The organism is Roseovarius sp. MBR-6, from assembly GCF_040547525.1.
GTDB lineage: Bacteria > Pseudomonadota > Alphaproteobacteria > Rhodobacterales > Rhodobacteraceae > Roseovarius.
The window spans coordinates 33,130-59,233 of the sequence record NZ_JBEPPW010000006.1; the positions used below are offsets into that span (position 1 = coordinate 33,130).

General features: G+C 66.6%; 25 protein-coding genes. 10 read left to right on the forward strand and 15 right to left on the reverse strand.

What is annotated here, in order from left to right; genetic code table 11:
- The first annotated feature begins 32 nt into the window (after positions 1-32).
- The 3 genes from ABIE57_RS09580 to ABIE57_RS09590 all read left to right on the forward strand — a co-directional run bounded on the left by ABIE57_RS09580 (position 33) and on the right by ABIE57_RS09590 (position 1,942).
- Positions 33-956 carry an amidoligase family protein gene (locus tag ABIE57_RS09580; RefSeq protein WP_354538790.1) on the forward strand — a complete coding sequence of 308 codons (924 nt, stop codon included), beginning with the start codon at positions 33-35 and terminating at the stop codon, positions 954-956.
- Positions 953-1,669, forward strand: a complete 717-nt coding sequence (locus ABIE57_RS09585; protein WP_354538791.1) for a gamma-glutamyl-gamma-aminobutyrate hydrolase family protein — start codon at positions 953-955, stop codon at positions 1,667-1,669. The genes ABIE57_RS09580 and ABIE57_RS09585 overlap by 4 nt, the downstream gene beginning before the upstream one ends.
- A 93-nt stretch (positions 1,670-1,762) precedes the next feature.
- On the forward strand, positions 1,763-1,942 hold the full coding sequence (locus ABIE57_RS09590; RefSeq protein ID WP_354538792.1) for a hypothetical protein: 180 nt from the start codon (positions 1,763-1,765) through the stop codon (positions 1,940-1,942).
- 112 nt (positions 1,943-2,054) lie between these two features.
- On the opposite strand, the gene rpsU is transcribed toward ABIE57_RS09590, so the two are convergent.
- Positions 2,055-2,261, reverse strand: coding sequence for a 30S ribosomal protein S21 (gene rpsU / locus ABIE57_RS09595; RefSeq protein ID WP_354538793.1), 207 nt, complete (start codon positions 2,259-2,261; stop codon positions 2,055-2,057).
- Positions 2,262-2,366: 105 nt separating this feature from the next.
- Between rpsU and ABIE57_RS09600 the strand changes: the two genes are divergently transcribed.
- Positions 2,367-3,056, forward strand: coding sequence for a COQ9 family protein (locus ABIE57_RS09600; RefSeq protein ID WP_354538794.1), 690 nt, complete (start codon positions 2,367-2,369; stop codon positions 3,054-3,056).
- A 13-nt stretch (positions 3,057-3,069) separates the two neighbouring features.
- Positions 3,070-4,053 (forward strand): NAD(P)H-quinone oxidoreductase, encoded by a 984-nt coding sequence (locus ABIE57_RS09605; RefSeq protein WP_354538795.1) that lies wholly within the window; start codon positions 3,070-3,072, stop codon positions 4,051-4,053.
- 102 nt (positions 4,054-4,155) lie between these two features.
- Here ABIE57_RS09605 and ABIE57_RS09610 read toward each other — a convergent pair whose 3' ends face one another.
- Positions 4,156-7,413 carry a valine--tRNA ligase gene (locus ABIE57_RS09610; RefSeq protein ID WP_354538796.1) on the reverse strand — a complete coding sequence of 1,086 codons (3,258 nt, stop codon included), beginning with the start codon at positions 7,411-7,413 and terminating at the stop codon, positions 4,156-4,158.
- 89 nt (positions 7,414-7,502) lie between these two features.
- Positions 7,503-7,937 (reverse strand): Lrp/AsnC family transcriptional regulator, encoded by a 435-nt coding sequence (locus tag ABIE57_RS09615; protein WP_354538974.1) that lies wholly within the window; start codon positions 7,935-7,937, stop codon positions 7,503-7,505.
- Between the two features lie 108 nt (positions 7,938-8,045).
- On the opposite strand from ABIE57_RS09615, the gene ABIE57_RS09620 reads away from it, so the two are divergent.
- Positions 8,046-9,176, forward strand: a complete 1,131-nt coding sequence (locus ABIE57_RS09620; RefSeq protein ID WP_354538797.1) for a type III PLP-dependent enzyme — start codon at positions 8,046-8,048, stop codon at positions 9,174-9,176.
- A gap of 27 nt (positions 9,177-9,203) precedes the next feature.
- Here the strand turns inward: ABIE57_RS09620 and ABIE57_RS09625 are convergent, their stop codons facing one another.
- Genes ABIE57_RS09625 through ABIE57_RS09635 form a run of 3 tightly spaced genes read right to left on the reverse strand, consistent with a single transcriptional unit; the run spans position 9,204 to position 13,184 of the window.
- Positions 9,204-9,989 (reverse strand): carnitinyl-CoA dehydratase, encoded by a 786-nt coding sequence (locus tag ABIE57_RS09625; protein WP_354538798.1) that lies wholly within the window; start codon positions 9,987-9,989, stop codon positions 9,204-9,206.
- On the reverse strand, positions 9,986-12,022 hold the full coding sequence (locus tag ABIE57_RS09630) for an acetate--CoA ligase family protein (protein ID WP_354538799.1): 2,037 nt from the start codon (positions 12,020-12,022) through the stop codon (positions 9,986-9,988). Before ABIE57_RS09630 ends, ABIE57_RS09625 begins: the two co-directional genes overlap by 4 nt.
- A gap of 1 nt (position 12,023) precedes the next feature.
- Positions 12,024-13,184 (reverse strand): acyl-CoA dehydrogenase family protein, encoded by a 1,161-nt coding sequence (locus ABIE57_RS09635; RefSeq protein WP_354538800.1) that lies wholly within the window; start codon positions 13,182-13,184, stop codon positions 12,024-12,026.
- Positions 13,185-13,699: 515 nt separating this feature from the next.
- On the opposite strand from ABIE57_RS09635, the gene ABIE57_RS09640 reads away from it, so the two are divergent.
- Positions 13,700-15,727 carry an FAD-dependent oxidoreductase gene (locus tag ABIE57_RS09640; RefSeq protein ID WP_354538801.1) on the forward strand — a complete coding sequence of 676 codons (2,028 nt, stop codon included), beginning with the start codon at positions 13,700-13,702 and terminating at the stop codon, positions 15,725-15,727.
- Between the two features lie 3 nt (positions 15,728-15,730).
- Here ABIE57_RS09640 and ABIE57_RS09645 read toward each other — a convergent pair whose 3' ends face one another.
- The gene (locus tag ABIE57_RS09645) at positions 15,731-16,174 is read right to left on the reverse strand and encodes a DUF4399 domain-containing protein (protein ID WP_354538802.1); all 444 of its coding nucleotides are present in this window, start codon (positions 16,172-16,174) and stop codon (positions 15,731-15,733) included.
- Positions 16,175-16,372: 198 nt separating this feature from the next.
- Between ABIE57_RS09645 and ABIE57_RS09650 the strand changes: the two genes are divergently transcribed.
- Positions 16,373-17,278, forward strand: coding sequence for a LysR family transcriptional regulator (locus ABIE57_RS09650; protein WP_354538803.1), 906 nt, complete (start codon positions 16,373-16,375; stop codon positions 17,276-17,278).
- A gap of 182 nt (positions 17,279-17,460) precedes the next feature.
- The gene (locus ABIE57_RS09655; RefSeq protein WP_354538804.1) at positions 17,461-18,000 is read left to right on the forward strand and encodes an NADPH-dependent FMN reductase; all 540 of its coding nucleotides are present in this window, start codon (positions 17,461-17,463) and stop codon (positions 17,998-18,000) included.
- Between the two features lie 20 nt (positions 18,001-18,020).
- On the opposite strand, the gene ABIE57_RS09660 is transcribed toward ABIE57_RS09655, so the two are convergent.
- Together ABIE57_RS09660 and ABIE57_RS09665 are read right to left on the reverse strand one after the other, a co-directional pair.
- Entirely contained in the window at positions 18,021-18,983 is a 963-nt protein-coding gene (locus ABIE57_RS09660; RefSeq protein WP_354538805.1) for an acetyl-CoA carboxylase carboxyltransferase subunit alpha, read from the reverse strand.
- 62 nt (positions 18,984-19,045) lie between these two features.
- Positions 19,046-19,642 (reverse strand): LysE family translocator, encoded by a 597-nt coding sequence (locus ABIE57_RS09665; RefSeq protein WP_354538806.1) that lies wholly within the window; start codon positions 19,640-19,642, stop codon positions 19,046-19,048.
- An 81-nt stretch (positions 19,643-19,723) separates the two neighbouring features.
- Between ABIE57_RS09665 and ABIE57_RS09670 the strand changes: the two genes are divergently transcribed.
- Entirely contained in the window at positions 19,724-20,167 is a 444-nt protein-coding gene (locus tag ABIE57_RS09670) for an Lrp/AsnC family transcriptional regulator (protein ID WP_354538807.1), read from the forward strand.
- Between the two features lie 11 nt (positions 20,168-20,178).
- On the opposite strand, the gene ABIE57_RS09675 is transcribed toward ABIE57_RS09670, so the two are convergent.
- The 6 genes from ABIE57_RS09675 to coaBC all read right to left on the reverse strand — a co-directional run bounded on the left by ABIE57_RS09675 (position 20,179) and on the right by coaBC (position 26,082).
- The gene (locus tag ABIE57_RS09675) at positions 20,179-20,379 is read right to left on the reverse strand and encodes a hypothetical protein (protein ID WP_354538808.1); all 201 of its coding nucleotides are present in this window, start codon (positions 20,377-20,379) and stop codon (positions 20,179-20,181) included.
- A 94-nt stretch (positions 20,380-20,473) separates the two neighbouring features.
- Complete coding sequence (locus ABIE57_RS09680; protein WP_354538809.1) at positions 20,474-21,133, reverse strand: tail protein X; 660 nt, start codon at positions 21,131-21,133, stop codon at positions 20,474-20,476.
- A gap of 206 nt (positions 21,134-21,339) precedes the next feature.
- Positions 21,340-23,352: a M3 family metallopeptidase gene (locus ABIE57_RS09685; RefSeq protein WP_354538810.1), complete on the reverse strand. Its 2,013-nt coding sequence runs from the start codon at positions 23,350-23,352 to the stop codon at positions 21,340-21,342.
- Complete coding sequence (locus ABIE57_RS09690) at positions 23,330-24,397, reverse strand: HesA/MoeB/ThiF family protein (protein WP_354538811.1); 1,068 nt, start codon at positions 24,395-24,397, stop codon at positions 23,330-23,332. The genes ABIE57_RS09685 and ABIE57_RS09690 overlap by 23 nt, the downstream gene beginning before the upstream one ends.
- Positions 24,397-24,852: a dUTP diphosphatase gene (gene dut / locus ABIE57_RS09695; protein WP_354538812.1), complete on the reverse strand. Its 456-nt coding sequence runs from the start codon at positions 24,850-24,852 to the stop codon at positions 24,397-24,399. The genes ABIE57_RS09690 and dut overlap by 1 nt, the downstream gene beginning before the upstream one ends.
- A 36-nt stretch (positions 24,853-24,888) precedes the next feature.
- Positions 24,889-26,082, reverse strand: a complete 1,194-nt coding sequence (gene coaBC, locus ABIE57_RS09700) for a bifunctional phosphopantothenoylcysteine decarboxylase/phosphopantothenate--cysteine ligase CoaBC (protein ID WP_354538813.1) — start codon at positions 26,080-26,082, stop codon at positions 24,889-24,891.
- Positions 26,083-26,104 lie beyond the last annotated feature (22 nt).

Below are 26,104 nucleotides of genomic sequence, written 5' to 3' on the forward strand. Positions count from 1 at the left end.
GCGTGGCTGGTCTCAACGTCCTGCCGCACCCCATGAACTCTGACGGCAAGCCGCGCCGCGTGGGCGTGGAGATCGAGCTTGGCGGCTTGCCCGAGGCCGAGGTGGCACGGCTTTGCGCCGAGGTTCTGGGCGGGAGGGCAGAGCAGAAGGACAGCCATATCTGGGCCGTGGACGGCTCGGATATTGGCGCGATCGAGGTTTATCTCGATATTTTCCTGCGCAACGCGACGAAAACGAGACTGCGCGATCTGGCGCTCGATCTGGGGCGCGAGGTCGTGCCGGTGGAGATCGTGACCGAACCCCTCGACATGGAGGGTCTGGCGCGGCTCGATGCCCTGCGCGAGGCGTTGCGCAACGCGGGCGCATTGGGGAGCGGCGCGGGGCTGCTCTTTGGTTTTGGCGTGCATTTCAACATCGAGGTGGCCAGCGGGCGGGATGCCGACACGGTGCGCCCGCTACTGGCCTATGCGCTGATCGAGGACTGGCTGCGCGCCGCCTATCCCATCGACGAGGCGCGCCGCCTGCTGCCCTTTACCGACCCATACCCGACCGACTTCGTGCGCGCGCTGATCACGGCGGGGCCGGGGGCCACGCGCGACGCGATCACCGGGCTGTATCTGACCCATACGCCAAGCCGCAATCGCGGTCTCGACATGCTGCCCTTGTTCGCACATTTCGACCCGGGGCGCATCGCGGCGGCGATCGAGGACAAGACCTCGGCGCGCCCGACCTTTCATTTCCGCCTGCCCGATTGCCGGATTGATGAGGCCGAGTGGTCGCTGGCGGAAGAATGGCGCAGGTGGGTGATGGTCGAGCGGGTGGCGGGCGACAGCGCCCTCTTGCGCCGCCTCTCGGATGCCTGGGAGGACGATCACGGCCTTCTGACGCTCTCGCGCCAAAGCTGGGCCGCGCGCGCGGGGCGCATCCTGCAAACTGCGGGGATCGACCGGGAATGAACATCCGCCCGGTGATCGGTGTCACCGTCTCGGCGCGGTCGGGCTGGCGCATCTATCCGCTCATTGCACTGAATGTCTGGCTGGCAGGCGGGCGCGCACGGCGCTGGCAGGCGGGGCGTGAGACCGACATGGGCGCGGTGGACGGAGTCATCATCGGCGGCGGCGACGACATCTCACCCGACCTTTATGGCGGGCGGATCGTCACCTCGGCGCGGCTCGACCCCGACCGCGACGCGTTGGAGCGGGGTGTGGTGCTCGATGCCTTCGCGCGAAACCGGCCGGTTCTGGGAATTTGCCGAGGGAGCCAGATGCTCAACGTGGCGCTGGGCGGCACGCTGCATCAGGACGCCTATGCCACCTATGCCGCCAGCGATCACCGGCGCACGATCCTGCCGCGCAAGCTTGTGCATGTGGAACCCGACACGCGGTTGGCGCGGCTCGCCGGGTCTGCACCGATGAAGGTCAACGCGCTGCACAGCCAGGCGGTGGACCGGCTGGGCGCGGGGCTGCGCGTGGCCGCGCGCGATCAGGGCGGGATGATCCAGGCGATCGAGCGGGTGGCAGAGCCCTTTGCCCTTGGCGTGCAGTGGCACCCCGAGCATCTCTTTTACGCGCGCCGCCAGATGGGGATTTTCCGCGCGTTGGTGGCCGCCGCCCGCGCCTGCCGGGCACAGGCTGCGCAACTGCCCGGCGTCGATGCCGCCGCGCCCTGACATTTCCGCGCGCCTGCCACAATCCGGCGCGATTGCCGCCACAGGTGTCAACTATCCGTGATCCATCGACTGACTGTAACAAGGATGGAAACGATGATTCTGGACACAACCGACGACATCCGCGCCCTCGTGATGAGCGAGCGCAAAAAGGCCATCTCTGATCGGGAGTGGCGCCACCGGGTGCGGGGCTATGGCTATGCGATCCGCAACGATGCCGAGGGGCTTTTCGTCACCTCGATCCTGCGCGGCGGAGCCTTGTGCCGGTTGAACTGAGGCCGAGCCGAGGCGGCCTGCGCCCCCTGGCCACAGCCCCGAAAACGACAAACCCCCGAAGCGGGTGCCCGGGGGTCGTCACTTGCGTGTCGGAAAATCTTGCGGCGAAGCCTCAGATCTGACCTTCGCGCTGCGCTTTCTTGCGCGCCAGTTTCCGGGCACGGCGAATCGCTTCGGCCTTCTCGCGCGCTTTTTTCTCGGACGGTTTCTCGAAATGTTGCTTGAGCTTCATTTCACGGAAAACGCCTTCGCGCTGCAATTTCTTCTTCAGGGCGCGGAGCGCCTGATCGACATTGTTGTCGCGAACACTAACCTGCATATGGTGTCACCACCTTCCTAAGTTAAAGTTGCAAGATCTGCAGGAAGTGGCCGTATAGCAAAGCGCCCCGAACTTGTCTAGGGTGCGAGAGCGGAGGAAATTCCCATGTCCGAGACCGATCTGAAATCACGCCTGCTCGAGGCCGCCAAGCCGCATGTGCCCTTTGACGGGTGGAGCGAGGCGACGCTGCGGCTGGCCGCGGAAGAATTGGGGATAACGCCCGCGCTGGTCGCGGCGGTGTGTCCGCGCGGCGCGGTCGATCTGGCGCTGGCCTATCACGAGGAAGGCGACGCGGCGATGGCGGCCGCACTCGACGCTGCCGATCTCTCGGCGATGCGGTTCCGCGACCGGGTGGTTTTCGCGGTGCGCGCGCGGCTCGAGGCGGTCGAGGATCGCGAACTGGTGCGGCGCGGCATGACGCTATTCGCGCTGCCGCAGCATGGGCGCGACGGTGCCCGCGCGCTCTGGTCCACCGCTGACCGGATCTGGACGGCGCTTGGCGATAGGTCCGAGGATATCAACTGGTATACGAAGCGCGCCACGCTCTCGGGGGTTTACGGCGCGACGGTGCTCTACTGGCTCGGCGACGAGAGCGAGGGGAAGACCGCGACCTGGGCGTTTCTCGATCGGCGGATCGAGGATGTGATGCGGATCGAGACGCTGAAAGCGCGCGCGAGAGAGAACCGGCTCGTGGCGGGGCTGATGGCCGGGCCGCTCTCGATCCTGGGGCGGGTGCGCGCGCCGCAGGGCGCGCAGCAGGCCGGAATGCCGGGCCGTTGGGGCCGCCAGAACTGAGGAAAGGCACGACATGAGCGAGACGATGCAGGCGGTCGAGATCACGCAACCCGGCGGGCCGGAGGTATTGACCCCCACCACCCGGCCCCGCCCCGTGGCGCGGGCGGGCGAGGTGGTGATCCGGCTGGCCTATGCCGGGGTGAACCGGCCCGACGCGCTGCAAAGGGCAGGGCTTTACGCGCCGCCGCCGGGGGCCTCGGACCTGCCTGGGCTCGAGGGCGCGGGCGAGATCGTGGCGCTCGGCGCGGGCGTGAGCGGCTGGCAGGTGGGCGACCGGGTCTGCGCGCTCTTGCCCGGTGGCGGCTATGCCGAATATGTGGCCACGCCCGCCGCGCATTGCCTGCCCGTGCCTGCGGGGATGGGCCTGCGCGAGGCGGCCTGTCTGCCCGAGACGTTTTTTACCGTGTGGTCCAACGTGTTTCAGCGCGGGGGGCTGCGGGGCGGTGAGCGGTTCCTGGTGCATGGCGGATCATCGGGCATCGGGACGACCGCGATCCAACTGGCGCAGGCCTTTGGCGCGCGGGTGTTCACGACTGCCGGATCGGTCGAAAAATGCCGGGTCTGCGAGGATCTGGGGGCGGAGAGGGCGATCAACTACCGCGAGGCGGATTTCGTCGAGGTGCTGCGCGCCGAGGGCGGGGCCGATCTCATCCTCGACATGGTGGGCGGCGACTACCTGCCGCGCAATGTGCGCGCGCTGGCAGATGACGGGCGGCTGGTGCAGATTGCGTTTTTGCAAGGCCCCAAGGTGGAGCTGAATTTCGCGCAGGTGATGATGCGGCGCCTCACGATCACCGGCAGCACGCTGCGCCCGCAAAGCGATCTGGCCAAGGCGCGCATCGCCGACGGCTTGCGCGCACAGGTCTGGCCGCTGATCGAGGCGGGGCGCGTGGCCCCGGTGATGGATTCCGAATATCCGCTGGCTGAGGCGGCGGCGGCCCATGCGCGGATGGAAACAAGCGCGCATATCGGCAAGATCGTTCTCAAAACGGCCTGAGCATCGCCCGGCGGCGGGAGCAGGAAAGGTGAGTATTTGAAGAACGATGAAACCGGGGGGCAGGTTCATCGTTCCTGAAATACTCCCGCCGGAGGTGTTCCGTCAGCCGATCTCGGCGAGCCGGTCAAGGGCGGCGCGCAGCCTGGCCTCTTCCTCTTCGCGCAAGGCAAGGTTCTCGCGGGTCTCCGCCACCACGTCCCCGGGCGCGCTTTCGACGAATTTCGGGTTCTTGAGCCGCCCGCGCAAGCCGCCGATTTCCTTGGCGAGTTTGCCCAGGGTCTTTTCCAGCCGCGCCTTTTCCTCGGTCACGTCGATGATGTCTGCCAGTGGCAGGCCGAAGGTTGCACCCTCGACCGCGATGGTGGCGCAGCCCTTGGGCAGGGTGGCGGCATCGCTCAGGCTTTCGATGCGGGCGAGGCGCTCTATCATGGCGGCGTTGTTGTCCCAGGCCGCGCGTCCGGCGTCGCTCAGTTCGGTGACGAGGAGCGGCACGTAGAGGCCGGCGGGGACGTGCATCTGGGCGCGCACGGAACGCACCTGGTCGATCAGCGCGATGACCCAGCCCATCTCGCGGTCGGCGTCTTTGTCAATGAGATCAAGGTCATAGTCGGGCCAGTCGGCGTGGATCAGCGGTTTCGCGCGCTGGCCGAGGACGCCCCAGAGCTCTTCGGTGACAAAGGGCATGATCGGGTGCAGGAGGATCAGGCACTGGTCGATGACCCAGGCCATGGTGGCCTGCGTCTCCGCCCGCGTGGCCGCGTCGCCATCCAGCAGCAGCGGCTTGGAAAATTCCACATACCAGTCGCAGACCGTGCCCCAGACAAAGGCATAAAGCGTGTTCGCCGCGTCGTTGAAGCGGAAGTTCTCCAATGCCTCATCGACGGCGGTGCGGGTCTTGGCGGTCTCGCCGATGATCCATTTGTTGACGGTGGCGGTCGGCGTGGGCACCGCCGCCGCGCTGGCCACGGCCCCGTTCATCTCGGCAAAGCGCGCGGCGTTCCAGAGCTTGGTGGTGAAGTTGCGATAGCCCGCGATGCGCTCTTTCGAGAGTTTCAGATCGCGGCCCATGGCGGCCATCGCTGTCAGGGTGAAGCGCACCGCGTCGGTGCCGAATTCGTCGATGAGGTCAAGCGGGTCGAGCACGTTGCCCAAGCTTTTGGACATTTTCTTGCCCTTCTCGTCGCGGACAAGGGCGTGGACATAGACGTGGGAGAACGGCTTTTGCCCGACCACGGCATATTGCATCATCATCATCCGCGCGACCCAGAAGAAGATGATGTCGAACCCGGTGACGAGGACGGAGGTGGGGAAGTATTTTTTCAGCTCCTCGGTGTCCTCGGGCCAGCCCAGCGTGCCGATGGGCCAGAGGCCGGAGGAGAACCAGGTGTCGAGCACGTCAGGGTCGCGCCAGACAGGATAGACGAGGTGGGTGGGGTCTTGCGTGGCGGTGTAATCGGCGAGCGATTGCGCCAGCCGGTGCAGGGCGGCGTCGCGGCTCTCGACCTCGACCACCTGCATCGCCGCGAGCGGCACGGGAAGGCTTGCCAGCCGGTCGCGGAAGGCATCCGCCACCGCATCGAACCCGGCGGCGCAGTCCATCAGCGGCGAGAGGTGCCCCTCGTTCAGCAGGCGCAGCATTTCCGCCAGATCGAGTGTGCCGTCGCCCTCGTCATCCTCGAAACCGGGGGCGGAAAGGTCAAAGCCGTACCAGACAGGAATCTGATGCCCCCACCAGAGCTGGCGGGAAATGCACCATGGCTCGATATTCTCCAGCCAGTGAAAGTAGACCTTGGCATCCTGCTCGGGCAGGATCGTGACCTCGCCCGAGCGCACGGCGTCGATGGCGGGTTGCACGATTTTTGCCGTGTCCACGAACCATTGATCGGTCAGCATCGGCTCGATGACGACCTTGGAGCGGTCGCCGAAGGGCTGCATGATGGGTTTCTGCTCGACGAGGGGGATTAAGACCACGTCAGCCCCATTCGTGCCGTCATCCCCAATGGAGCCGTCATCCTCGGGCTTGACCCGAGGATCTTCTGCCGCCTGAGATCCTCCGATCGAGCCGGAGGATGACGGGGTGAGTGTGGCCCGAGATCCTCGGGTCAAGCCCGAGGATGACGGGGTGTGGGGGGATGACGGGGTGGGGGGGGATGACGGCACCATCATCGCCAGACCCTCATTGGTCACTTCCTCGATGACGCGCGCGCGCGCCTCCAGCCGGTCGAGGCCGCGCAGGTGGTCGGGGACGAGGTTGAGCGTGTCGATTTCCGCAGGCGTCCAGTCCGCGCCTTCGGCGATGGCTTGCGCGCGGGCGGCGGCCTCGGCGTAGGGTGCCCCGTCGCTGCGCATATGGGCGCGGGTGTCCATCAGGCGGTAGAGCGGGATGCCCCCACGCTGCGCCACGACGTAATCGTTGAAATCATGCGCGCCGGTGATCTTGACCGCGCCAGAGCCGAAGGTGGGATCGGGGTAGTCGTCGGTGATGATCGGGATGAGGCGGCGGTGTTCCTTGGGGCCGACCGGGATTTCGCAGAGCATCCCCACGATGGGCGCATAGCGCGCATCCGAGGGATGCACCGCCACCGCGCCGTCGCCCAGCATCGTCTCGGGCCGGGTGGTGGCGATGGAGATGTAATCGCGCGTCTCGCGCAGGGTCACGTTGCCGTCCGCGTCCTTCTCGACATATTCATAGGTCTGCCCGCCCGCCAGCGGATACTTGAAATGCCACATATGGCCCGGCACTTCGATATTCTCGACCTCCAGATCGGAAATCGCGGTCTCGAAATGCGGGTCCCAGTTCACAAGGCGTTTGCCGCGATAGATCAGCCCCTTGTTGTACATATCGACAAAGACCTTGATCACCGCGTCGTGGAAATTGCCCTCTTCGCCTGCGGGGGCACCCGGGGCACCCGACATGGTAAAGGCTTCGCGCGACCAGTCGCAGGAGGCGCCGAGGCGCTTCAACTGGCCGATGATCGTGCCGCGCGACTTGATTTTCTGTTGCCAGACGCGGGCGGTGAAGGCGTCGCGCCCCATCTCGCGGCGGGTGGGCTCGCCATTTGCGGCCATGTCCTTTTCGGTGACCATCTGCGTGGCGATGCCCGCGTGATCGGTGCCGGGTTGCCAGAGCGTGTCATGCCCGCGCATCCGGTGCCAGCGGATCAGGATATCCTGCAACGTGTTGTTGAAGGCGTGGCCCATGTGCAGGCTGCCCGTCACGTTGGGCGGCGGGATCATGATCGAGAAGCTTTCGGCACCGGGGCGCGCATTGGCCCCGGCGGCAAAGGCCCCGGATTTTTCCCATGCCGCATAAAGCCGCGCCTCGGCCTCGGCTGCGTTGAAGGTCTTGTCCATCGCCATGACGTCTTGTTCCTGTCAGATCACGGGGTTCCGGCCTGCTCTAGCGAATGTGGACGGGAAGGAAAAGGCGCGGGCGGCCGAAAATGGGGTCAGGGGCCTCGATCGAGCTTGGTTGCAAGGTGGATGAGGCTTTCGGAGCCGCGCACGCCCTTGGCCTCGCCGATCCGGTCGAGCGTTTCGTCGAGCGCCTCGGTGGTCTCGGCCTCGAGCGTCACGATGAGATCGAACCGCCCAGAGGTTGTGTGGACACGGCGCACCTGCGCCAGCGACTTGAGGCGGGCAAGCACGGTGGGGCCGGCGCGCGGCTCGATGCTCAGCAGCACCGTGGCGCGCAGGGCTGCGCGCGCCTGCGCCCCGAGCCTGAGCGCGTAGCCCGCGATCACGCCCGAGGCCTCCAACCGGTCGAGCCGCGCCTGAACGGTGGTGCGGGCAAGGCCGAGGCGGCGGGCGAGCGTGGCCACGGGCAGGCGGGCGTTTTCCTGCAACAGCGCGATCAGGGCGCGGTCGGATTCGTCAATCTGCATCATGATGCTGCCGATATGGCTGATTTATTCGCCGAATTATACGATGTGACGCGTTGATTCGACAATGATTTGCCGCAAACTGATGAAAACGCAGCAAAGAGGCCCCCGATGCAGCGCGCCGAGACCTGGTCCGACCCGATTGCCCATCTTGCCCGCACCGCGCCGGATGCGCCGGTGCTCTATTTCGCGCCCGACCGGCTTCAGGCCACGGCGCGCGCCTTTCAGGCAGGGTTTCCCGGCCTTGTGACCTATGCGGTCAAGGCCAATCCGGGCGAGGAGGTGCTGGCCAATCTGGTGGCGGCGGGGATCGCGGCCTTTGACGTGGCCAGCCCCGAGGAGATGCGCGCGGTCCGTGCGCTTTGCCCCCATGCCGTGCTGCATTACCACAACCCGGTCCGCTCGCCCGCCGAGGTGGCGTTTGCGGCCACCATGGGCGTGCGGGCCTATTCGGTCGATTGCCTGCGCGAACTGGACAAGTTGAGTGGCCGGGTGGCGCAGGATGCGGAAATGAGTGTGCGGCTGGCGCTGCCGGTGCGCGGCGCGGCCTATGATTTCGGGGCGAAATTCGGGCTGGGGCCAGACGAGGCGGCGGCGCTGTTACGCGAGGTTGCGGCGCGAGGCCATGTGCCCTCGCTCACCTTTCATCCCGGCACGCAATGCGCCGATCCGGCGGCGTGGGGGGCCTATATCGGTGTCGCGGCTCAGGTGGCGCGCGCCGCGGGCGTGCGGCTTCACCGGCTCAACGTCGGCGGCGGGTTTGCCTCGCATCGCACGGGGCAGGCACCGGACCTCACGCCGATCTTCACCCATATCGGCACGCAGGTGACGCGGCATTTCGGGGCCGAGGCGCCCGCGCTTGTCTGTGAGCCGGGGCGCGCGATGGTGGCCGAGGCCTTTACCCTTGGCCTGCGGGTCAAGGCAATCCGCGCGTGCGGCGCGGTGTTCCTCAACGATGGTGTTTATGGCAGTCTGACCGAGATCCGCGATATCGGTGCCCCGGACCGGGTGCGCGTCATCGCCCCCGACGGCACCGAACGGCGCGGCGCACCGGTTGCGCGTGTGGTGTTCGGCCCGACCTGCGACAGCATCGACCGGCTGCCCGATCCGCTGCCGCTGCCCGGCGACATGGCGGAGGGTGATCATGTGCTGATCGCCGGGATGGGGGCCTATACCCGGTCCCTCTCGACCGCGTTCAACGGATACGGGCTGCGCGATGTGGTGACGGTCACGCGGCTTTGACGCCAAGCGGCCCTGACGCCCGTCAGACTATCGTCCTTTCCACACCGGGTCGCGTTTTTCGGCGAAGGCGCGCGCGCCCTCAAGCTGATCCTCGGAGCGGTAGAGGCGTTCGACGGTTGCGAACTGGCTCTTGGTGATGCGGTTGAGCGCGTCCTGAAACTTCATGTCCTCGGCCTCGCGCACGATTTCCCTGATCGCGGCGAAGACCAGCGGCGGGCCTGCCGCCAGCTCATCGGCCAGCGCGCGCGCTTCTGCCATCAGGTTGGCGGCCGGCAGGATGCGGTTGACCAGACCCCAGCGGGCGGCCTCTTCGGCGTCGAACCAGCGCCCGGTGAGCAGCATTTCCATCGCGATATGATAGGGGATGCGCTTTGGCAGCTTGATCGAGGCGGCATCGGCCACGGTGCCCGAGCGGATTTCCGGCAGCGCGAAGGTGGCGTGATCGGCGGCAAGGATGATGTCGGCGCTGAGCGCCAGCTCCAGCCCGCCGCCGCAGGCGATGCCGTTGATGGCCGCGATCACCGGCTTGTTGAGCCCGCGCAACTCCTGCAATCCGCCGAACCCGCCCTTGCCATAGTCGCCGTCCACCGCGTCGCCCTCGGCGGCGGCCTTGAGATCCCAGCCGGGGCAGAAGAATTTCTCGCCCGCGCCGGTGAGAATGGCGACGCGGAGCGCGTCATCGTCGCGGAACTCGGTAAAGACCTCACCCATCATTCGGCTTGTGGCAAGGTCGATCGCATTGGCCTTGGGCCGGTCGAGGATGACCTCGAGCACGGCACCGCGCCGGGTGATGGTCAGAGGGGGTTGGGTCATTCCGGGTCTCCCATGCGGATGAGGGCATCGGCGGCGATGGCGAAATCCGCGCCGCAGAGGAGCGGGTTGATCTCCACCTCCCTCACGCGGTCGCGGTGCGCCGTCACGAAGTCTTGCACGGCCAGCACTGCCGCCACAACCGCCTCGATATCCGCGCCCGCGCGCCCGCGATAGCCCGCGAGCAGTGGCGCGATGCGTAACCGGGCAAGGGCCGCGAGGATATCTTCGCGCGTCACCGGCAGGAGGAGCGTTGTGGTGTCCGCGACAATCTCGGTCAGCACGCCGCCCGCGCCAAGCGTGAGCACGAAGCCATGCGCCGGATCGTTGAGCACGCCGATGAGCAGTTCGGCCACCGCGCCCCGGATCATCTCTTCCACGAGAAACGCGTCGGCGGGCATGGCGCGGGCGGCACGTTCGAGCGCCTCCGCATCGCCAAGATCGAGCGCCACCGCGCCCGCCTCGGTCTTGTGGGCAAGCCCCGCGCCCTTGAGCACCACGGGAAAGCCGATCTCCTGCGCCGCCACAACCGCCGCGCCCGCGTCGGACACGCCGTGCGCGCGCGGCACCCGCAGGCCATGGACGGCCAGCCGCGCCTTGGCCTCGGCCTCGGTCCAGACTGTGCCAGGCGTTGTTGCGCGATTGGGCAGGAGAAGCGGCGCGGCCTCTGTGCGTGTGACATGGGCTGCTGCCGCGATGGCGGCCAGCCCCTCGCTCATGCCGCAAAGCGGGATCAGGCCGCGCCCGAGAATTTCGCAGGCCACGGATTCGGGCATCCCCTCGGGCAGGCTTGACAAAATCGCCATGGGCCGCCCCGAAACGCGCCGCGCCTCAGCTGTCGCGGTGACCACAAGATGCCAGTCGGGGGCGTCGAAGCGGTCCGGGCGCGGGAAATCGAGCACCACGACACCAAGCGCCGCCGTCCCTGTCATCATCGCACAAAAACACCGCGTCAGCGCGGCCTCGTTGCCCCAGATATAGGTGTGGTAATCGAGCGGATTGGCCAGCGCGACCCGAGGCCCGAGCGCCGCGCGCAGCGCGCCTGTCTGAGGCGCGTCAAGCGGCGGATAGCGCACGCCTGCGGCCTGCCCGAGATCGGCCATCAGCGACGCCTCGCCCCCCGAACAGGACAGGGAGGCGACCGTGGCCGAGGCAAGCCCGCCGGTGACGTGCAGGATCTTGAGTGTCTCGATGAGGGCGGCGGGGCTCTCGACCGTCGCAAAGCCCAGCCGTGCCATGAGCGCGCGCGCGCCCGCATCGCTGCCCGCGAGCGAGGCGGTGTGCGACACCGTCCCCAACTGCGCCTCGGGCGATGCGCCGGTCTTGAGCACGACAACCGGCTTGCCGAGACGCGCCGCCGTCCGCGCCAGCGCCTCAAAGGCGCGCAGGCTGCTCACACCCTCGATATGCAGGCCAAGCGCTGTCACGCGCGGGTCCGAGAGCAGCGCCGCGCCGATATCGGCCATGCCGGTCTGCGCCTGATTGCCGACGGTGGCGACATAGGCCAGCGGCAGCCCGCGCCGCTGCATCGTCAGGTTGATCGCCACGTTCGAGCTTTGCCCGACGATGGCGACGCCGGTCTCGCAAGGCGTCATGCCGTGCATATCCGGCCAGAGGGCTGCGCGGTCGAGCGCATTGACGAAGCCGTAGCAATTCGGTCCCAGAATGGGCATGGTGCCCGCGGCCGCCACCAGCCGTTCCTCAAGCGCGGGACCGTCCGGCATCTCTGCTCTGGCCTCGCGAAAGCCCGAGGCGAAACAGACCGCGCCGCCCGCGCCGCGCGCCGAGAGTGCTGCGACCACCTCGATGCTGGCCGCGCGGTTCACGCCGACAAAGGCCGCGTCCGGCCCCTCTGGCAAGGCGTCAACCGAGCGGTGCGCGGACAGGCCGCCCACCGTTTCGCGCGTCGGATGCACCGGCCATATCGCCCCGGCAAAGCCGATCCGGCGGCATTCGCGGATGACGCTCTCGCACCATGCGCCGCCGCCGATCACCGCAATGCTGCGGGGCCGCAACAGCCGGTCGAGCGCGGCCATCTCAGGCCCCCAGCGGGCGCAAGAGGTCGCGGCTGATGATATGGCGCTGGATTTCGCTGGTGCCGTCCCAGATCCGTTCCACCCGCGCATCGCGCCAGAACCGCTCGATGGGAAAATCGTCCATCAGCCCCATGCCGCCATGGATCTGCAAGGTGGCATCGGTCACGCGTGCCAGCATCTCGGAGGCATAGAGCTTGGCGCTGGCGATTTCCCGGTTGGCGGGCTGCTCCTGATCCAGCCGCCACGCGGCGGCGAGCGTCAGCCAGTCCGCCGCGTCGATTTCGGTGATCATGTCGGCGATCTGGAAGCCCACCCCCTGAAACCGGCCGATGGGCTGGCCGAATTGCCGCCGCTCCGCCGCATAGCCAAGCGCGTGATCGAAGCAGCGCCGCGCGCGCCCGACACAGAACGCCGCCACCGTCAGCCGCGTGGCATAAAGCCAGGTGTTCATCACCTCGAACCCGCCATCCACCGCGCCCAGAACCTGCGTGTCGGGCAGGCGGCAATCGTCGAAGCTGAGGATGCAGTTGTGATAGCCGCGGTGCGAGACCGAGTGATAGCCCGCGCGCACCTCGAAGCCGGGCGTGCCGCGATCGACCAGAAAGCAGGTGATCCGCTTCTTGGGGCCCTTGGGCGTGTCATCGACGCCGGTGGCCACGAAGACGATGAAGAAATCCGCGTGATCCGCCCCGGAGATGAAGTGCTTGGAGCCGTTCAGCACCCAGTCGCCGCCGTCGCGCCGCGCATGGCATGTCATGCCGCGCACATCCGATCCCGCATCGGGTTCGGTCATGGCAAGCGCGTCCATCCGCTCGCCGCGCACGGCGGGCAGGAGATAGCGCTCGCGCTGCGCGCCCTCGCAGGCCATCAGGATATTCTGCGGGCGGCCGAAGAAATGCGTGAGCGCCATGGACCCGCGCCCAAGTTCGCGCTCCACCAGCGTGAAATCGAGATGCGACAGGCCCGCGCCGCCCACCTCTTCGGGGAAGTTGCAGGCGTAAAAGCCAAGGTCGATGACCTTGCGCTTGATCTGCTGTGCCAGATCGGGCGGCACCTTGCCTGTGCGCTCCACCTCCGCCTCGTGCGGGTATATCTCCTTCTCCACGAAAGCCCGCACCGTGGTCACGATCATGTCCTGCTCTGCGTTCAGTCCGAAATGCACGGGCCGCCCCCCTGTTCGATGCGCGCCCATTTGGAACGCGCCGCAGGCGCTTGGCAAGTCTTGGCACCAGGGCGCATGCGCGCCCGTGTCGCAAAATCGCCGGTTCGCTTCGCGAGGGTGACTGTGCGGCGCGGCGGCGCGGCGCTTGATGCTCTCAAGGATCGGCAACGGGGGCCATGGCCGAGGTCATCAAACGGGCTGCACACGTCGGCCGACCATGGCCGATCCTGGCATGACACCTCGGGCCGGAATGCCGAGGCGCGTCATTGACACGGCCGACAGTGACAAGACATGCCCGCCGCCTGACGTCCGGACGCTGCCGGGATTTCGAAATCTTGAAAAGATTTCGATCCGATTTCTTTTGAAGAAATCGAAGGGGCATCCATGCCATCAACAGAGCCCACTCACTGCATCGCAACAAAGCCCCGTCTCCGGGCCATCTCCCGTAACGCAGCGTTCATGGGTGACAAGCACGCCCACCTGCGGCATCAGGGGATAAGCCAAGGGAGAGAGCCATGACCGACTATCCGCATCTTCTTGCCCCCCTCGATCTGGGCCATGTCACGCTGAAGAACCGCGTTCTGATGGGTTCGATGCATACCGGACTGGAAGAGACGCGCGACTGGAACCGGGTGGCCGAATTCTACGCCGCCCGCGCGCGCGGCGGCGTGGGGCTGATGGTCACCGGCGGCATGGCCCCCAACCGCGAGGGGGGCGTGTTTCCCGGGGCGGCGGGGCTGTTCAGCCCCGAGGATATCGCCAATCACCGCGTGGTCACCGACCGGGTGCATGACGCGGGCGGCCTCATTGCCATGCAGATCCTTCATGCGGGCCGCTATGCCTATGGCAAGGAATGTGTTGCCCCGTCGCCCATCAAATCGCCGATCTCGCCGTTCACGCCGCGCGAGTTGGACGAGGACGGCATCGAGAAGCAGATAACGGACATCGTCACCGCCGCGACCCGCGCCCGCGAGGCAGGCTATGACGGGGTCGAGATCATGGGGTCGGAGGGCTATTTCCTCAACCAGTTCCTCGTGACCCATACCAACAAGCGCACCGACCGCTGGGGCGGCTCTTACGAGAACCGGATGCGTCTGCCGGTGGAGGTGGTGCGCCGCACCCGCGAGGCCGTCGGCCCCGACTTCATCCTGATCTACCGCCTCTCGATGATCGACCTCATCCCCGAGGGCAGCACCCATGCCGAGGTGGTGCAGCTTGCCCACGCGGTCGAGGGGGCGGGGGCCTCGATCCTCAACACCGGCATCGGCTGGCACGAGGCGCGCATTCCCACGATTGCCACAAGCGTGCCGCGCGCGGGTTTTGCCTGGGTCACGAAAAAGCTGATGGGCAAGGTGGGCATCCCCGTCATCACCTCGAACCGGATCAACACGCCCGAGGTGGCCGAAGAGGTGCTGGCCGGGGGCGCGGCCGACATGGTGTCGATGGCGCGGCCCTTCCTTGCCGATGCGGAATTCGTGAAGAAGGCGGCCGAGGGGCGCGCCAGAACCATCGCGCCCTGTATTGCCTGCAATCAGGCCTGTCTTGACCACACCTTCTCGGGTAAATTGACCTCGTGCCTCGTCAATCCGCGCGCGTGCCATGAGACAGAGCTTGTCATCACCCCCACGGATACGCCGAAGCGCATCGCCGTTGTCGGGGCCGGTCCTGCCGGTCTCTCGGCGGCGATCGCGGCGGCGGGGCGGGGGCATGACGTGACGCTGTTCGACAAGGCACAGCAGATCGGCGGTCAGCTCAACATGGCCAAAGAGGTGCCGGGCAAGGAAGAGTTTCACGGGCTGGTGGACTGGTTCGGCGTGATGCTGGCCGAAAGCGGTGTAACACTCCGGCTGGGGCGCGTCGTGGGGGCCGATGATCTTGCAGACTTTGAAGAGGTCATCGTCGCCACCGGCGTCAGCCCGCGCGATCCGGGGATTCCCGGACAGGACGGCCCCAACGTCGTGACCTATATCGATGTGCTGCGCGGAACGGCAAAAGTGGGCAAGCGCGTCGCGGTGGTGGGCGCGGGTGGCATCGGGTTTGATGTGGCCGAATACCTTGTCCACGAGGGTGAGAGCCCCACCGAGGATATCGCGCTCTGGCGCACCGAATGGGGCGTTGACGATCCCGAGGCGGCGCGCGGCGGAGTGGCACTCGCAGGGCCGAAGCCCACGCCGCCCGCGCGCCACGTCACGCTTCTGCAACGCAAGGCCGAGGCGCTTGGCAAGCGGCTTGGCAAGACAACGGGCTGGATCCACCGCGCTTCCCTTCGGATGAAGGGGGTCGAGATGGTGGGCGGCGTCAATTACGAGCGGATCGACGCGGGCGGACTGCATGTCAGCTTTGGCGAGGGGCGCGAAAACCCGAAACTCATCGAGGCCGACACGATCGTTCTTTGCGCCGGTCAGGTGAGCGAGCGCAGTCTGGCCGATGCGCTGGAGGCCAAAGGCATCCGCGCCCATGTCATCGGCGGCGCGGATGTCGCTACTGAGCTGGACGCGAAACGCGCCATTGATCAGGGCACGCGGCTCGCGGCCGCGCTCTGAGCGTTATTCCACGGTGATGGTGATCACCCCGGACATGATCGGGGGCACGTGCGGGACATGGTTGGCATCGCCGAGCACCAGTTGCAGCGTGTGCTGGCCGGCTGGCAGGTCTACGGTCGCCTGTGTCTGACCGCCGCCGAAATGCTTGTGGTTATCATCGGCGGGCAGACCATAGCTCAACTCCTCCGCGCCGCCCTCACCCTCACCAAAGGGCGGGCGGTTGATCAGCAGGTGATGGTGCCCGGTCGCCTCTTTCTCGGTCCCTGCGGGGGCCACGCCCATGCCGTTCAGGCCGAAGATGACGGTGACAGGGCTTGTGACCGTGGCCCCGTCTTCGAGATTGACGAAATAGACCTCGGCGCCCTCAGGCGCGGGGGTTTCCTGCGCCAGCGCGGGTGCGGCCATGGCCAACGCAGCGACAAGGCCAAATGCGAGAAAACGAGTCATCAGCTTACCCTCCAGGATTGATCCGGTATCGGTAAGATAGACCGACCGACGCGGCGATCCACAGTCACCTTCGCGTGTGCGCCGCGTTTCCAGGCCATCAACGATCCCGAGATGACCGCGATATTGTCAGGCACCTGCCGCAGTTGCGCCCGATTTTTCCGTCAGAAACGATCCTCAGTAGCAAGAAGAGGTTTCAGCATGGATCGCCTGACGGAAATGGAGGCCTTCGCCACGGTGGTGGATCAGGGCGGCTTTACCGATGCGGCCCGCAAGATGGGGATTTCCAAATCCGCCGTTTCCAAGCATGTCTCCTCGCTCGAGGCACGTCTCGGTGCGCGGCTTCTGAACCGCACCACGCGGCGCGTCAGCCCCACCGAGATCGGCCTTGCCTATTACGACCGGGCGCTGCGGGTGCTCAACGACGCGGGCGAGGCCGACGCGCTGGTGAGTTCGATGCAGTCGGACCCTTCGGGCCTCTTGCGCATTTCCGTGGCGACCGATTTCGGCGTGAACCATCTCAGCCCGATCCTTGGCAATTTCCTTGAGGAATTTCCCGATATCACCGTCAACATGGTGCTCAACAACCGCTATGTCGAACTGATTTCCGAGGGGTTCGACATGGCTGTGCGGATCGGCGATCTGGAGGACAGCACCCTGCGCGCGCGCAGGCTGTCGGAGACGACCAAGCGCATGATCGCCAGCCCCGCCTATTTCGCAAAACACGGACGGCCCGAGAGGATCGACGATCTCAACGAGCACAAGCTCTTGCACTACTCCAATCAGGGCGGCAGTGCGGTTTGGAAACTGACCGCGCCCTCGGGGGAAAAGCGGCAGGTGCGCACGGCGGGAGGCCTCAGCGTCAATGATGGCCAGTCGCTGCTCAATGCCGCGATTTCCGGCCTTGGCATCGCCTATCTGCCCTCTTTCCTCTATGCCAAGCCGATGGCCGCCGGTCTGGTCGAGGACGCCATGCCCGATCTGCCGCTTGAGACGCTCGGCATCTACGCGGTCTATCCGCCTGGGCGCTTTACCCAGCCCAAGGTGCGTGCCTTCATCGACTTTCTTGTCCATCAATTCGCCGACAAGGGGCCGACCGACTGGTAGGCCCCAACCAGTGTCCTCCTCGCCGGATTTCGGCGCACCTCCAAGGCCTGCCATTCCGGCGGGTCTTTTTTCATGGGACGCACAGGGCATGTGCAGGGCGCGCGCTTGTCAAACCCGCGGTGCTGCGCCAGTTATCCGACTGATCAGGCGCGAGAGCGCGTCGAAACCAAGGGGAAGATATTATGACCAAACCGGTGCTGTTGCTGATATCGGGCTCGCTGCGCAAGGGCTCTTACAACCGGATGCTTCTGGCAGAGGCCGCACGCGGCTTTGGCGACGCGGAGGTCATCGAGGCCGATCTGGCGTTGCCGCTCTACGATGGCGATCTCGAAGAGGCCGAGGGCGTGCCCGAGGCGGTGCAGACCCTTGCCGCGCAGATCAAGGCCGCGGACGCGGTGGTGATCGGCGCGCCCGAATACAACAAGGGCATCACCGGGGTTCTCAAGAATGCGCTCGACTGGGTGAGCCGCGTGCCGGGTGCCGCGTTCAAGGACAAGCCGACGGTGGTTGTCTCGGCCTCGGCGGGGCGCACGGGCGGCGAGACGGCGCAATTCATGACGCTGTCTTGTCTCACGCAATTGCAGGCGCGGCTGGTGCCGGGCACGGCGGTCTTGATCGCGGGCGCGATGAACGCGTTTGGCGATGACGGGCGGCTCAAGGACGAGATGTCTCAAAAGCTCCTGACCGAGCGGATGGCAGCGCTGCGCGCTGTGGTGGCGTAACGCGGGCGCGGCGGTCTCTGTCAGGCCGCCAGCCCCTTGGCCCCGAGCCCGAGGAATTTCTCGCGCCGGTCCCGGATGAGGGCGGCGCGATCCTTGGCCGACAACTCGCTCAGCATGGCCGATATGGCCTTGCCCACGGCGGCAATGGTGGCGGCGCGGTCGCGGTGCGCGCCGCCCAGAGGCTCGTCGATGACGCGGTCGGCGACGCCCAGCTTGATGAGATCCTGCGCCGTGAGGCGCAGCGCCTCGGCGGCCTCGCGCATCTTCTCGGCGTCTTTCCAGAGGATCGAGGCGCAGCCCTCGGGCGAGATCACCGAATAGACCGAATGTTCGAGCATCGCCACGCGATTGGCGCTGGCAAAGGCCACAGCCCCCCCCGATCCACCCTCGCCGATGATCACCGATACCAGCGGCACACCGATGGAAAGGCAGGTCTCGGTGGCGCGCGCGATGGCCTCTGATTGCCCGCGCTCCTCGGCGCCCTTGCCGGGATAGGCACCGGGCGTGTCGACCAGCGTCACCACCGGCAGGCCGAAGCGGTCGGCCATCTGCATCAGGCGCACCGCCTTGCGATAGCCTTCGGGACGGGCCATGCCGAAATTATGTGTCAGGCGCGATTTGGTATCGTGGCCCTTTTCATGGCCGATCACCATCACGGGCCGGTCGCGCAACCGCGCAAGCCCGCCCATCACCGCCTCATCCTCGCCAAAGGCGCGGTCGCCGGCCAGCGGCGTGTAGTCGGTAAAGAGCGCCTTGATGTAATCGCGGCAATGGGGGCGGTCCGGGTGGCGCGCCACCTGGCATTTGCGCCAGGGCGTCAGGGATTTGTAGAGATCGCGCAGGAGCGTGGCCGCCTTGGCATCGAGCGCGCGCGCCTCGTCCTCGACATCGGTCTCGCTGTTGGTGCGGGCAATCGCGCGCAATTCCTCGGCCTTGCCTTCGATCTCGGCAAGCGGTTTCTCGAAATCGAGGTAATGGGTCATGGCGCGGCCCTCCGGTCTGGACGCCCCGCTATATGGCCGCAGGCGACGGGATTTGCAATCGCTCAAACCGGCCAGAGCACGGGCACCAGCGTCGCCACCAGAAGCAGCGCCATCACCCGGTTGAAGGCACGCAGGCGTCCGGGGCTGCGCAGCACGCGGCGGATCTGCTGGCCCAGCATGGTCCAGGTGGTGGTGCTGATCGTGCCGCAGGCCACATAGACCCCGGCCACCAGCAGCACCGCCGCAAGATCCCGCCCCGCCGCATAGAGCGTCACCGCCGAGAGCGCCATGCTCCATGCCTTGGGATTGACCCATTGAAAGGCGGTGGCCTGAAGGAAGGTCAGCGGGCGGCCCTCGGTCCTGGCATCCGCGGGCGGGGCGGCATTGGCGATTTTCCATGCAAGCCAGAGCAGATAGGCGACCGACAGGAGCTTGAGCAGAAGATAGGCAGGCGGCCAGAGGTCGAAAAGCTGCATCACGCCAAGCCCCACGCAGACGAGCATCATGGGAAAGCCGAGGCCCACCCCGAGCATATGCGGAATGGTGCGCACAAAGCCGAAATTGGTGCCCGAGGCCATCAGCATCAGGTTGTTCGGCCCCGGCGTGATGACCGTGACAAAGGCGAAGGCGACAAGCGCGGAGAGGATATCGAGTGTCATGGCGCAACACTATGCGGAACCGGGCGCATTTGGATTGCTTTTTATTGTTTAAATGAAGGTATTTTGCAATAAATAATGATCATGGATGCCATAAGCGACCGTATATTGCAGGAACTGAGCCGAAATGGCCGGATCAGCAACCTTGATCTGGCCGAGCGGGTGGGCCTTTCGCCCTCGGCCTGTCTGCGCCGGGTGCAGGAGCTTGAGCGGCGCGGCGTGATCGCGGGCTATCGCGCGATTCTGGACCGGGGCGCGCTTGGCGTGGGGTTTGTGGCCTATGTCACGGTCGGCCTGAACGCCCACACCAAGGCCGCGCAGGAGGCGTTCGAGCGCGCCATGACCCGCGCGCCCGAGGTGGTGGAATGTCACAACATCACCGGCGCGGTGGAGTATCTGTTGCGTGTCGAGGTGGCCGACCTGCCCGCCTACAAGCGGTTTCACACCGATGTTCTGGGCACGCTGCCGCAGGTCAACGCGATCACGTCTTACGTGGTGATGGGCTCGCCCAAGGATGCGCGGTCCTGATCGGGCAGGCGTCAGGAAAACCAGTCAATCTCGGCCACGGCACGCGCGCGGGCCGTGATCGCATCGGGGAAAACCCAGGCGCCGTAACAGGATACGGGGAACCAGCGGCCATCCTCGACATCGCGGCGATACTGCTCGAACCCCCAGGTGCCGTCGGCACGCTGGAAGATGTCCACGCAGAATCGGCCATCCGCGCTGTTTTCAGATGCCATTACCTTCACGGCCTGCCCTCCCTGAAACGAAAACGGGGGCCGTTGGTTCGGCCCCTCGTTTCCGTCTGCCCTCGTGCCTGTATGCTGCCACGCCTCAGGGGCGCGGCAGGGTAATGACGGTGCCCAGTGCCAGTGCGCCAGGACGCTCCAGCCCGGGGTTGATCGCGAGAATATCGGCCTGCCGGTCCAGCGTGCCGTAAAACCGGTAGGAAAGCGCCGCGATGCTGTCGCCCATGGCGACCGTGTAGGTCTCCGGGATGCGCGGGCGTGCGGGGGCCGACAACACACTGAGGATGGTTGCCGTATCGACGCGGCCATCGGCGGTCAGAAACGAGGTGGGCACCTCGACCCGGCCCTTGACTGCGGCGTCGTTCACCAGCGCGTCGATATATTGCTCGGACTGCCCCTGCGCGAGCGCGTCGAGCACCATCGCCTCAAACCCGATCTCTGCGGGCCGGGACGTGGGGGCGGGGCGGGCAACCTGTTCGGGCGCAACAGGAGGTGCCTTGGTCCTGGCCTCGGGCGGCGGGGCCGTCAGCAGGCGCGTGGCGTCCTGCAAGGGATCGGTTTGCGCGGCGCGGTCAAGGCGCATGTCAGGCGCGCTGACCGCAGACAGGTCCGTGACCTCGCCGCGCGTGACCACGTCCGGCGCGGCATCGGCTGTGGCCGCGCGTCTCGACGTTCCCGGCTGCACCAGCACGATGGCAATCGTCACCGCCAGAAACGCCGCCACGATCAGAACCATCCGCACCATCGCACACCTCCATCCACCCGCCCATATCCGGTGGCACCCCAGCGCTGCGCATATGCAGATGCGCGCGCCGTCAATCCCCCTTCATCTATGGGTTGCCACAGAAAATCGTGGCCGCTTTGTCAACGTTGGCAAGATATAGACCGTTTTGCGCGAATCGGTCAACAATCGCCTTCGTCAGAACCGCGAAAAACGCAATACTCTTGCGCTCAGGCCGCCAGGCCCCGCCCCTTGAGCAGGGCCGCCACACCCGGCATCCGTCCGCGAAACGCCTCGTAGAGCGTCGCGGCCTCCTCGGTGCCGCCACGTGACAGGATATGACGCTCAAGCGCCCGGGCCCGGTCAGGATCAAACGCCCCGCCCGCTTCCCCAAAGCTGGCAAAGGCGTCGGCATCCATCACTTCGGACCACATGTAGCTGTAATAGCCCGAGGAATAGCCGTCACCGGCGAACACATGGGCGAAATGCGGGGTGGCGTGGCGCATGGTGATCGCGGGCGGCATCCCGATCTCGCGCAGCACCTCCGCCTCGCGCGCCATCACGTCCGCCGGGGCGGCACCCTCGTGAAAGGCCAGATCGACCAAGGCGGAGGCCACGTATTCCACCGTCTGAAAGCCCATGTCGAAATTGGCGGCCCCCAGCACCTTGTCCAGAAGGTCGGGCGGCATCGGCGCGCCGGTCTCCACATGGCGGGCGTGGCGGCCAAGCACCTCGGGCACCTCAAGCCAATGCTCGTAGAGCTGGCTGGGCAGTTCCACGAAATCGCGCGCCACATTGGTGCCCGACAGCGCTTCGTAGGTCACATCCGACAGCATCTGATGCAGCGCATGGCCGAACTCGTGAAACAGCGTGCGCGCATCGTCATAGCTGAGCAGCGCCGGATCACCCTTGGCGAAATTGCACACGTTGATGACCACCGGGGCCTGCGCCTGCGGTCGCTTCGCCTGCCCGCGCATCGCAGAACACCACGCGCCCGAGCGTTTGGAGCCGCGCGCGAAATAATCGCCGATAAAGACGGCAACGTGCCGCCCCGCGCGCGTGACCTCCCAGGCGCGGCAATCGGGATGGTAGAGGGGCACGTCAAGGGGCGCGAAGTCCAGCCCGAACAGGCGATGCGCGCAATCAAATGCCGCGCCGATCATGGCATCGAGCGAGAGATAGGGCTTGACCGCCGCCTCGTCCAGATCATGCTCCGCTTGCCGCCGCTTTTCGGCGTAATAGCGCCAGTCCCACGGCTCCAATTCGCCGTTGATCCCGTCTTCGCGCATCATCGCGGTCAGCGTGACGGCATCGCGCTCGGCTTGCGCGCGCGCAGGCTCCCACACCGCCATCAGCAGATCGCGCACGGCCTGCGGTGTCCTGGCCATCTCGGTTTCCAGCTTGTAGTCGGCGAAACTGTCATAACCCAACAGCGCCGCGCGCTCGGCCCGCAGCGCCAGGATTTCCTCGGCTATCGCGCGGTTGTCGGTCTCGCTGCCCATGGCCCCGCGCGCGACCCAGGCTTGATACGCGCGGCGGCGCAGGTCGCGGCGCGCAGAGAATTGCAAAAACGGCACGATGATCGAGCGCGAGAGCGTGATGACCGGGCCATCCGCCCCTTTCTCCTGTCCCGCCGCGCGGGCCGCGCTGATCACGAACCCCGGCAACCCCTCCAGATCGCCCTCGCCCAGTTCCATCTGCCAGCCCGACTCATCGGCCAGCAGGTTCTGCGTGAAGGCCGTGCCCAGTTCCGCCAGCCGTGCCATGATCGCGCGCATCCGCGCCTCTTCGGCGCCGGTCAGTGCGGCCCCCGCGCGACGAAATCCGCGATGGGTGAGCATCAAGAGGCGCTGCTCTTCCGCCGTCAGGTCGAGCGTTTGCCGCGCCTGCCAGACCGCCTCGACCCGCGCAAAGAGCTGTTTGTTTCCGTATAATTCCGAGGAATAGGCGGCCAGTCTCGGCCCGAAATCGCGCTGCAACGCCTGCCGCCGCGGGTTGCTGTCCGCCCCCGCCACGGTGAAGAACACCGACAGCACCTTGTCGAGCGCGTCCCCCGAGGACTCCAGCGCCTCGATCGTGTTGGCGAAGGTGGGTGCATCGGGGCTCTCGGCAATCGCCTCGACCTCCCTCCGCGCCGCGTTCATCGCGGCGTCGAAAGCAGGTGCGAAATCCTCGTCCGAAATGGTGTCGAAGGGGGCAAGGGCAAAGGGCGTCTGCCACTCAGCCAGCAACGGGTTGGTCATCTGTCTCTCCTTTGTCGCCACAGATCGGGCAATCGGGGCGGCGGCTGAGCGAAATCTTGCGGCTCTCGCCATAAAGCGCGTCGTAGATCAGCATCTCCCCGCGAAGCGGCGTGCCCGCCCCGGTGATGAGCTTGATCGCCTCGGCCGCCATCATCGCACCGACCACGCCGGGCAGGGGGCCCAAAACCCCCGCCTCGGCGCAGGAGGGCGCAAGCCCCGGTGCCGGGGCCTCGGGAAAGATGCATTGATAACAGGGCGCGCCGCGCGCGGGATCAAACACGCTCACCTGCCCCTCCCATTGCGACAATGCGCCGGAAATCAAAGGCTTGCCTTGCGAAGCTGCGGTGGAATTGGCCAGATAGCGCGTGGCGAAATTATCGGTGCCATCCACGATCAGATCATACTCGGCAAACAGGTCGGTGGCGATCTCGGGAGAGAGCCTGCGCGCATAGGGGCGCACGATGACATTGGGATTCTGCGCCAGCATCGCTCGCAGGGCCGATTCCACCTTTGGACAACCGATATCCTCATCTCTGTGGATAACCTGCCGTTGCAGGTTGGAATTATCCACCGCGTCATCGTCGATCACGCCGATCGTTCCCACCCCCGCCGCCGCCAGATACAACAGCACCGGAGAGCCGAGGCCGCCCGCGCCGATCACCAGCACCCGCGCCTGTTTCAGCGCCTTCTGCCCCGGCCCGCCGATCTCGCGCAACACGATGTGGCGGGCATAGCGGTCAAGCTCGGTCTCGGTGAAGAGCGGTGTTTTTACCGGACCCGCGGGTGCCGCGGTCGCGCGCCTGCGCAAGGCGACCAACCCCGCGCGATAGCCCAGAACCAGCGCCGCCGCCCCCCCGAGAAGCAGCCAGAGCGCGAGGCTCTCGCCGGTGGCCATGCGGATCGGGTGGCCCTCGGGCAGAATCACATGGGCCAGCACCACCCCGCACCACAGCGCCACGATCATCCCCCAGCGAAGCCGACGCGGCGTGCCCATGACGGCCCCGATGCCCCAGAGCACGGCGGCCATGACCCCGACAAGCAGCATCAGCGCAATCCCGTTGAGCCAAAGCCGCCCGCGCCGCGCGCGGTTTCGTCCAGCGTGGTGACTGCAACAAACCGCGCCTGCACCACCGGGGCCACCACCATTTGCGCGATGCGCGCGCCATGCTCGATCTCGAACGGCTCGTGGCCTGCGTTCATCACGATCACGCCGAGGGGGCCGCGATAATCGCTGTCGATGGTGCCGGGGCTGTTGGGCAGGGTGATCCCGTGTTTGAGCGCCAGTCCCGACCGCGGGCGGAGCTGCACCTCGTAGCCTGCGGGAACGGCGATGCGAAGTCCCGTCGGCACCAGCGCCCGCGCCCCCGGCTCCAGCATCACCACGCCGCGATCCGGGAAATTCGCGCGCAGATCGGCCCCCGCCGCGCCCGGCGTCGCATAGGCGGGCAGGCCAAGTGCGCGGTCCGCGCCGTCCTCCCATGCCAGTTCGATGCTCAGCATCGCTTTCCTTTCATCGTTCTGCAAATACTCGAATTCTCAGGCCACGGCCCGCGCGATCCGTTCGGCGAGACGCGCCGCCACCTCGGCCTTGCCCATGCGCGGCCAGCTTTCCGCGCCGTCCCCGGTGATGAGTGTCACCGCATTTTCCGTCCCGCCCATGATGCCCGTGGCGTGGCTCACATCGTTTGCCACGATCCAGTCGCAGCCTTTCCGCGCGCGCTTGGCGGTGGCGTTCTCGATCACGTCATGCGTCTCGGCGGCAAAGCCCACCACCAGGGGCGGTCGCCCTGCGGCCATCCGGCTCACCGTCGCCAGAATGTCCGGGTTCTCGGCAAATTCCAGCACCGGCAGCCCGCCTGCGGTCTTTTTCATCTTGCGGTCGCTTGCGTTTGCCATCCGCCAATCGGCCACGGCGGCGGCGAAAATGGCGGCATCCACGGGCAGGGCGGCCAGTGCCGCGTCGTGCATCTCTTGCGCGGTCTCGACGCGGATCACCTCGACGCCGTCCGGGGGCGGCACCGAGGCGGGGCCGGTGACAAAAACCACCTCTGCGCCCAACGTCGCCAATGCCCGGGCAATCGCCGTGCCCTGCGCCCCGGAAGAGCGGTTGGCGATATAGCGCACGGGGTCTATGGGCTCATGCGTCGGCCCTGACGTGACCAGCACGCGCCGCCCCGCAAGTGGGCCATCCGTCAGCCGCGCCGCGATGGCGGCCAGGATCTCGGGCACCTCGGCCATGCGGCCGGGGCCATGCTCGCCGCAGGCCATGTCGCCCTCATTCGGGCCGACACATCCGATGCCGTCGGCATGGAGCGTGGCAAGATTGCGCTGCGTTGCCGGGTGCTGCCACATGCGCACGTTCATCGCGGGCGCAAGCAATACGGGCGTATCGGTGGCCAGAAGAAGCGTCGAGGCCAGATCATCGGCATGGCCATGCGCCATTTTCGCCATCAGATCGGCGGTTGCCGGGGCCACGACAATGAGATCGGCAGAGCGGCTCAGTTCGATATGGCCCATCTCGGCCTCGTCGGTCAGGTCGAACAGATCCGAGAAGACCTTGCGCCCCGCCAGCGCCGAGACCGACAGGGGCGTGACAAACTCCGCGCCTGCGCGGGTCAGCACGGGCGTCACGCTGTGGCCGCGTTCGCGCAACCGCCGGATCAGGTCGAGCGTCTTGAAGGCCGCGATGCCGCCGCCGATGATCAGAAGGATGCGTGACGCGCCGGGCATGGGCCTCTCCAACATATGCGCG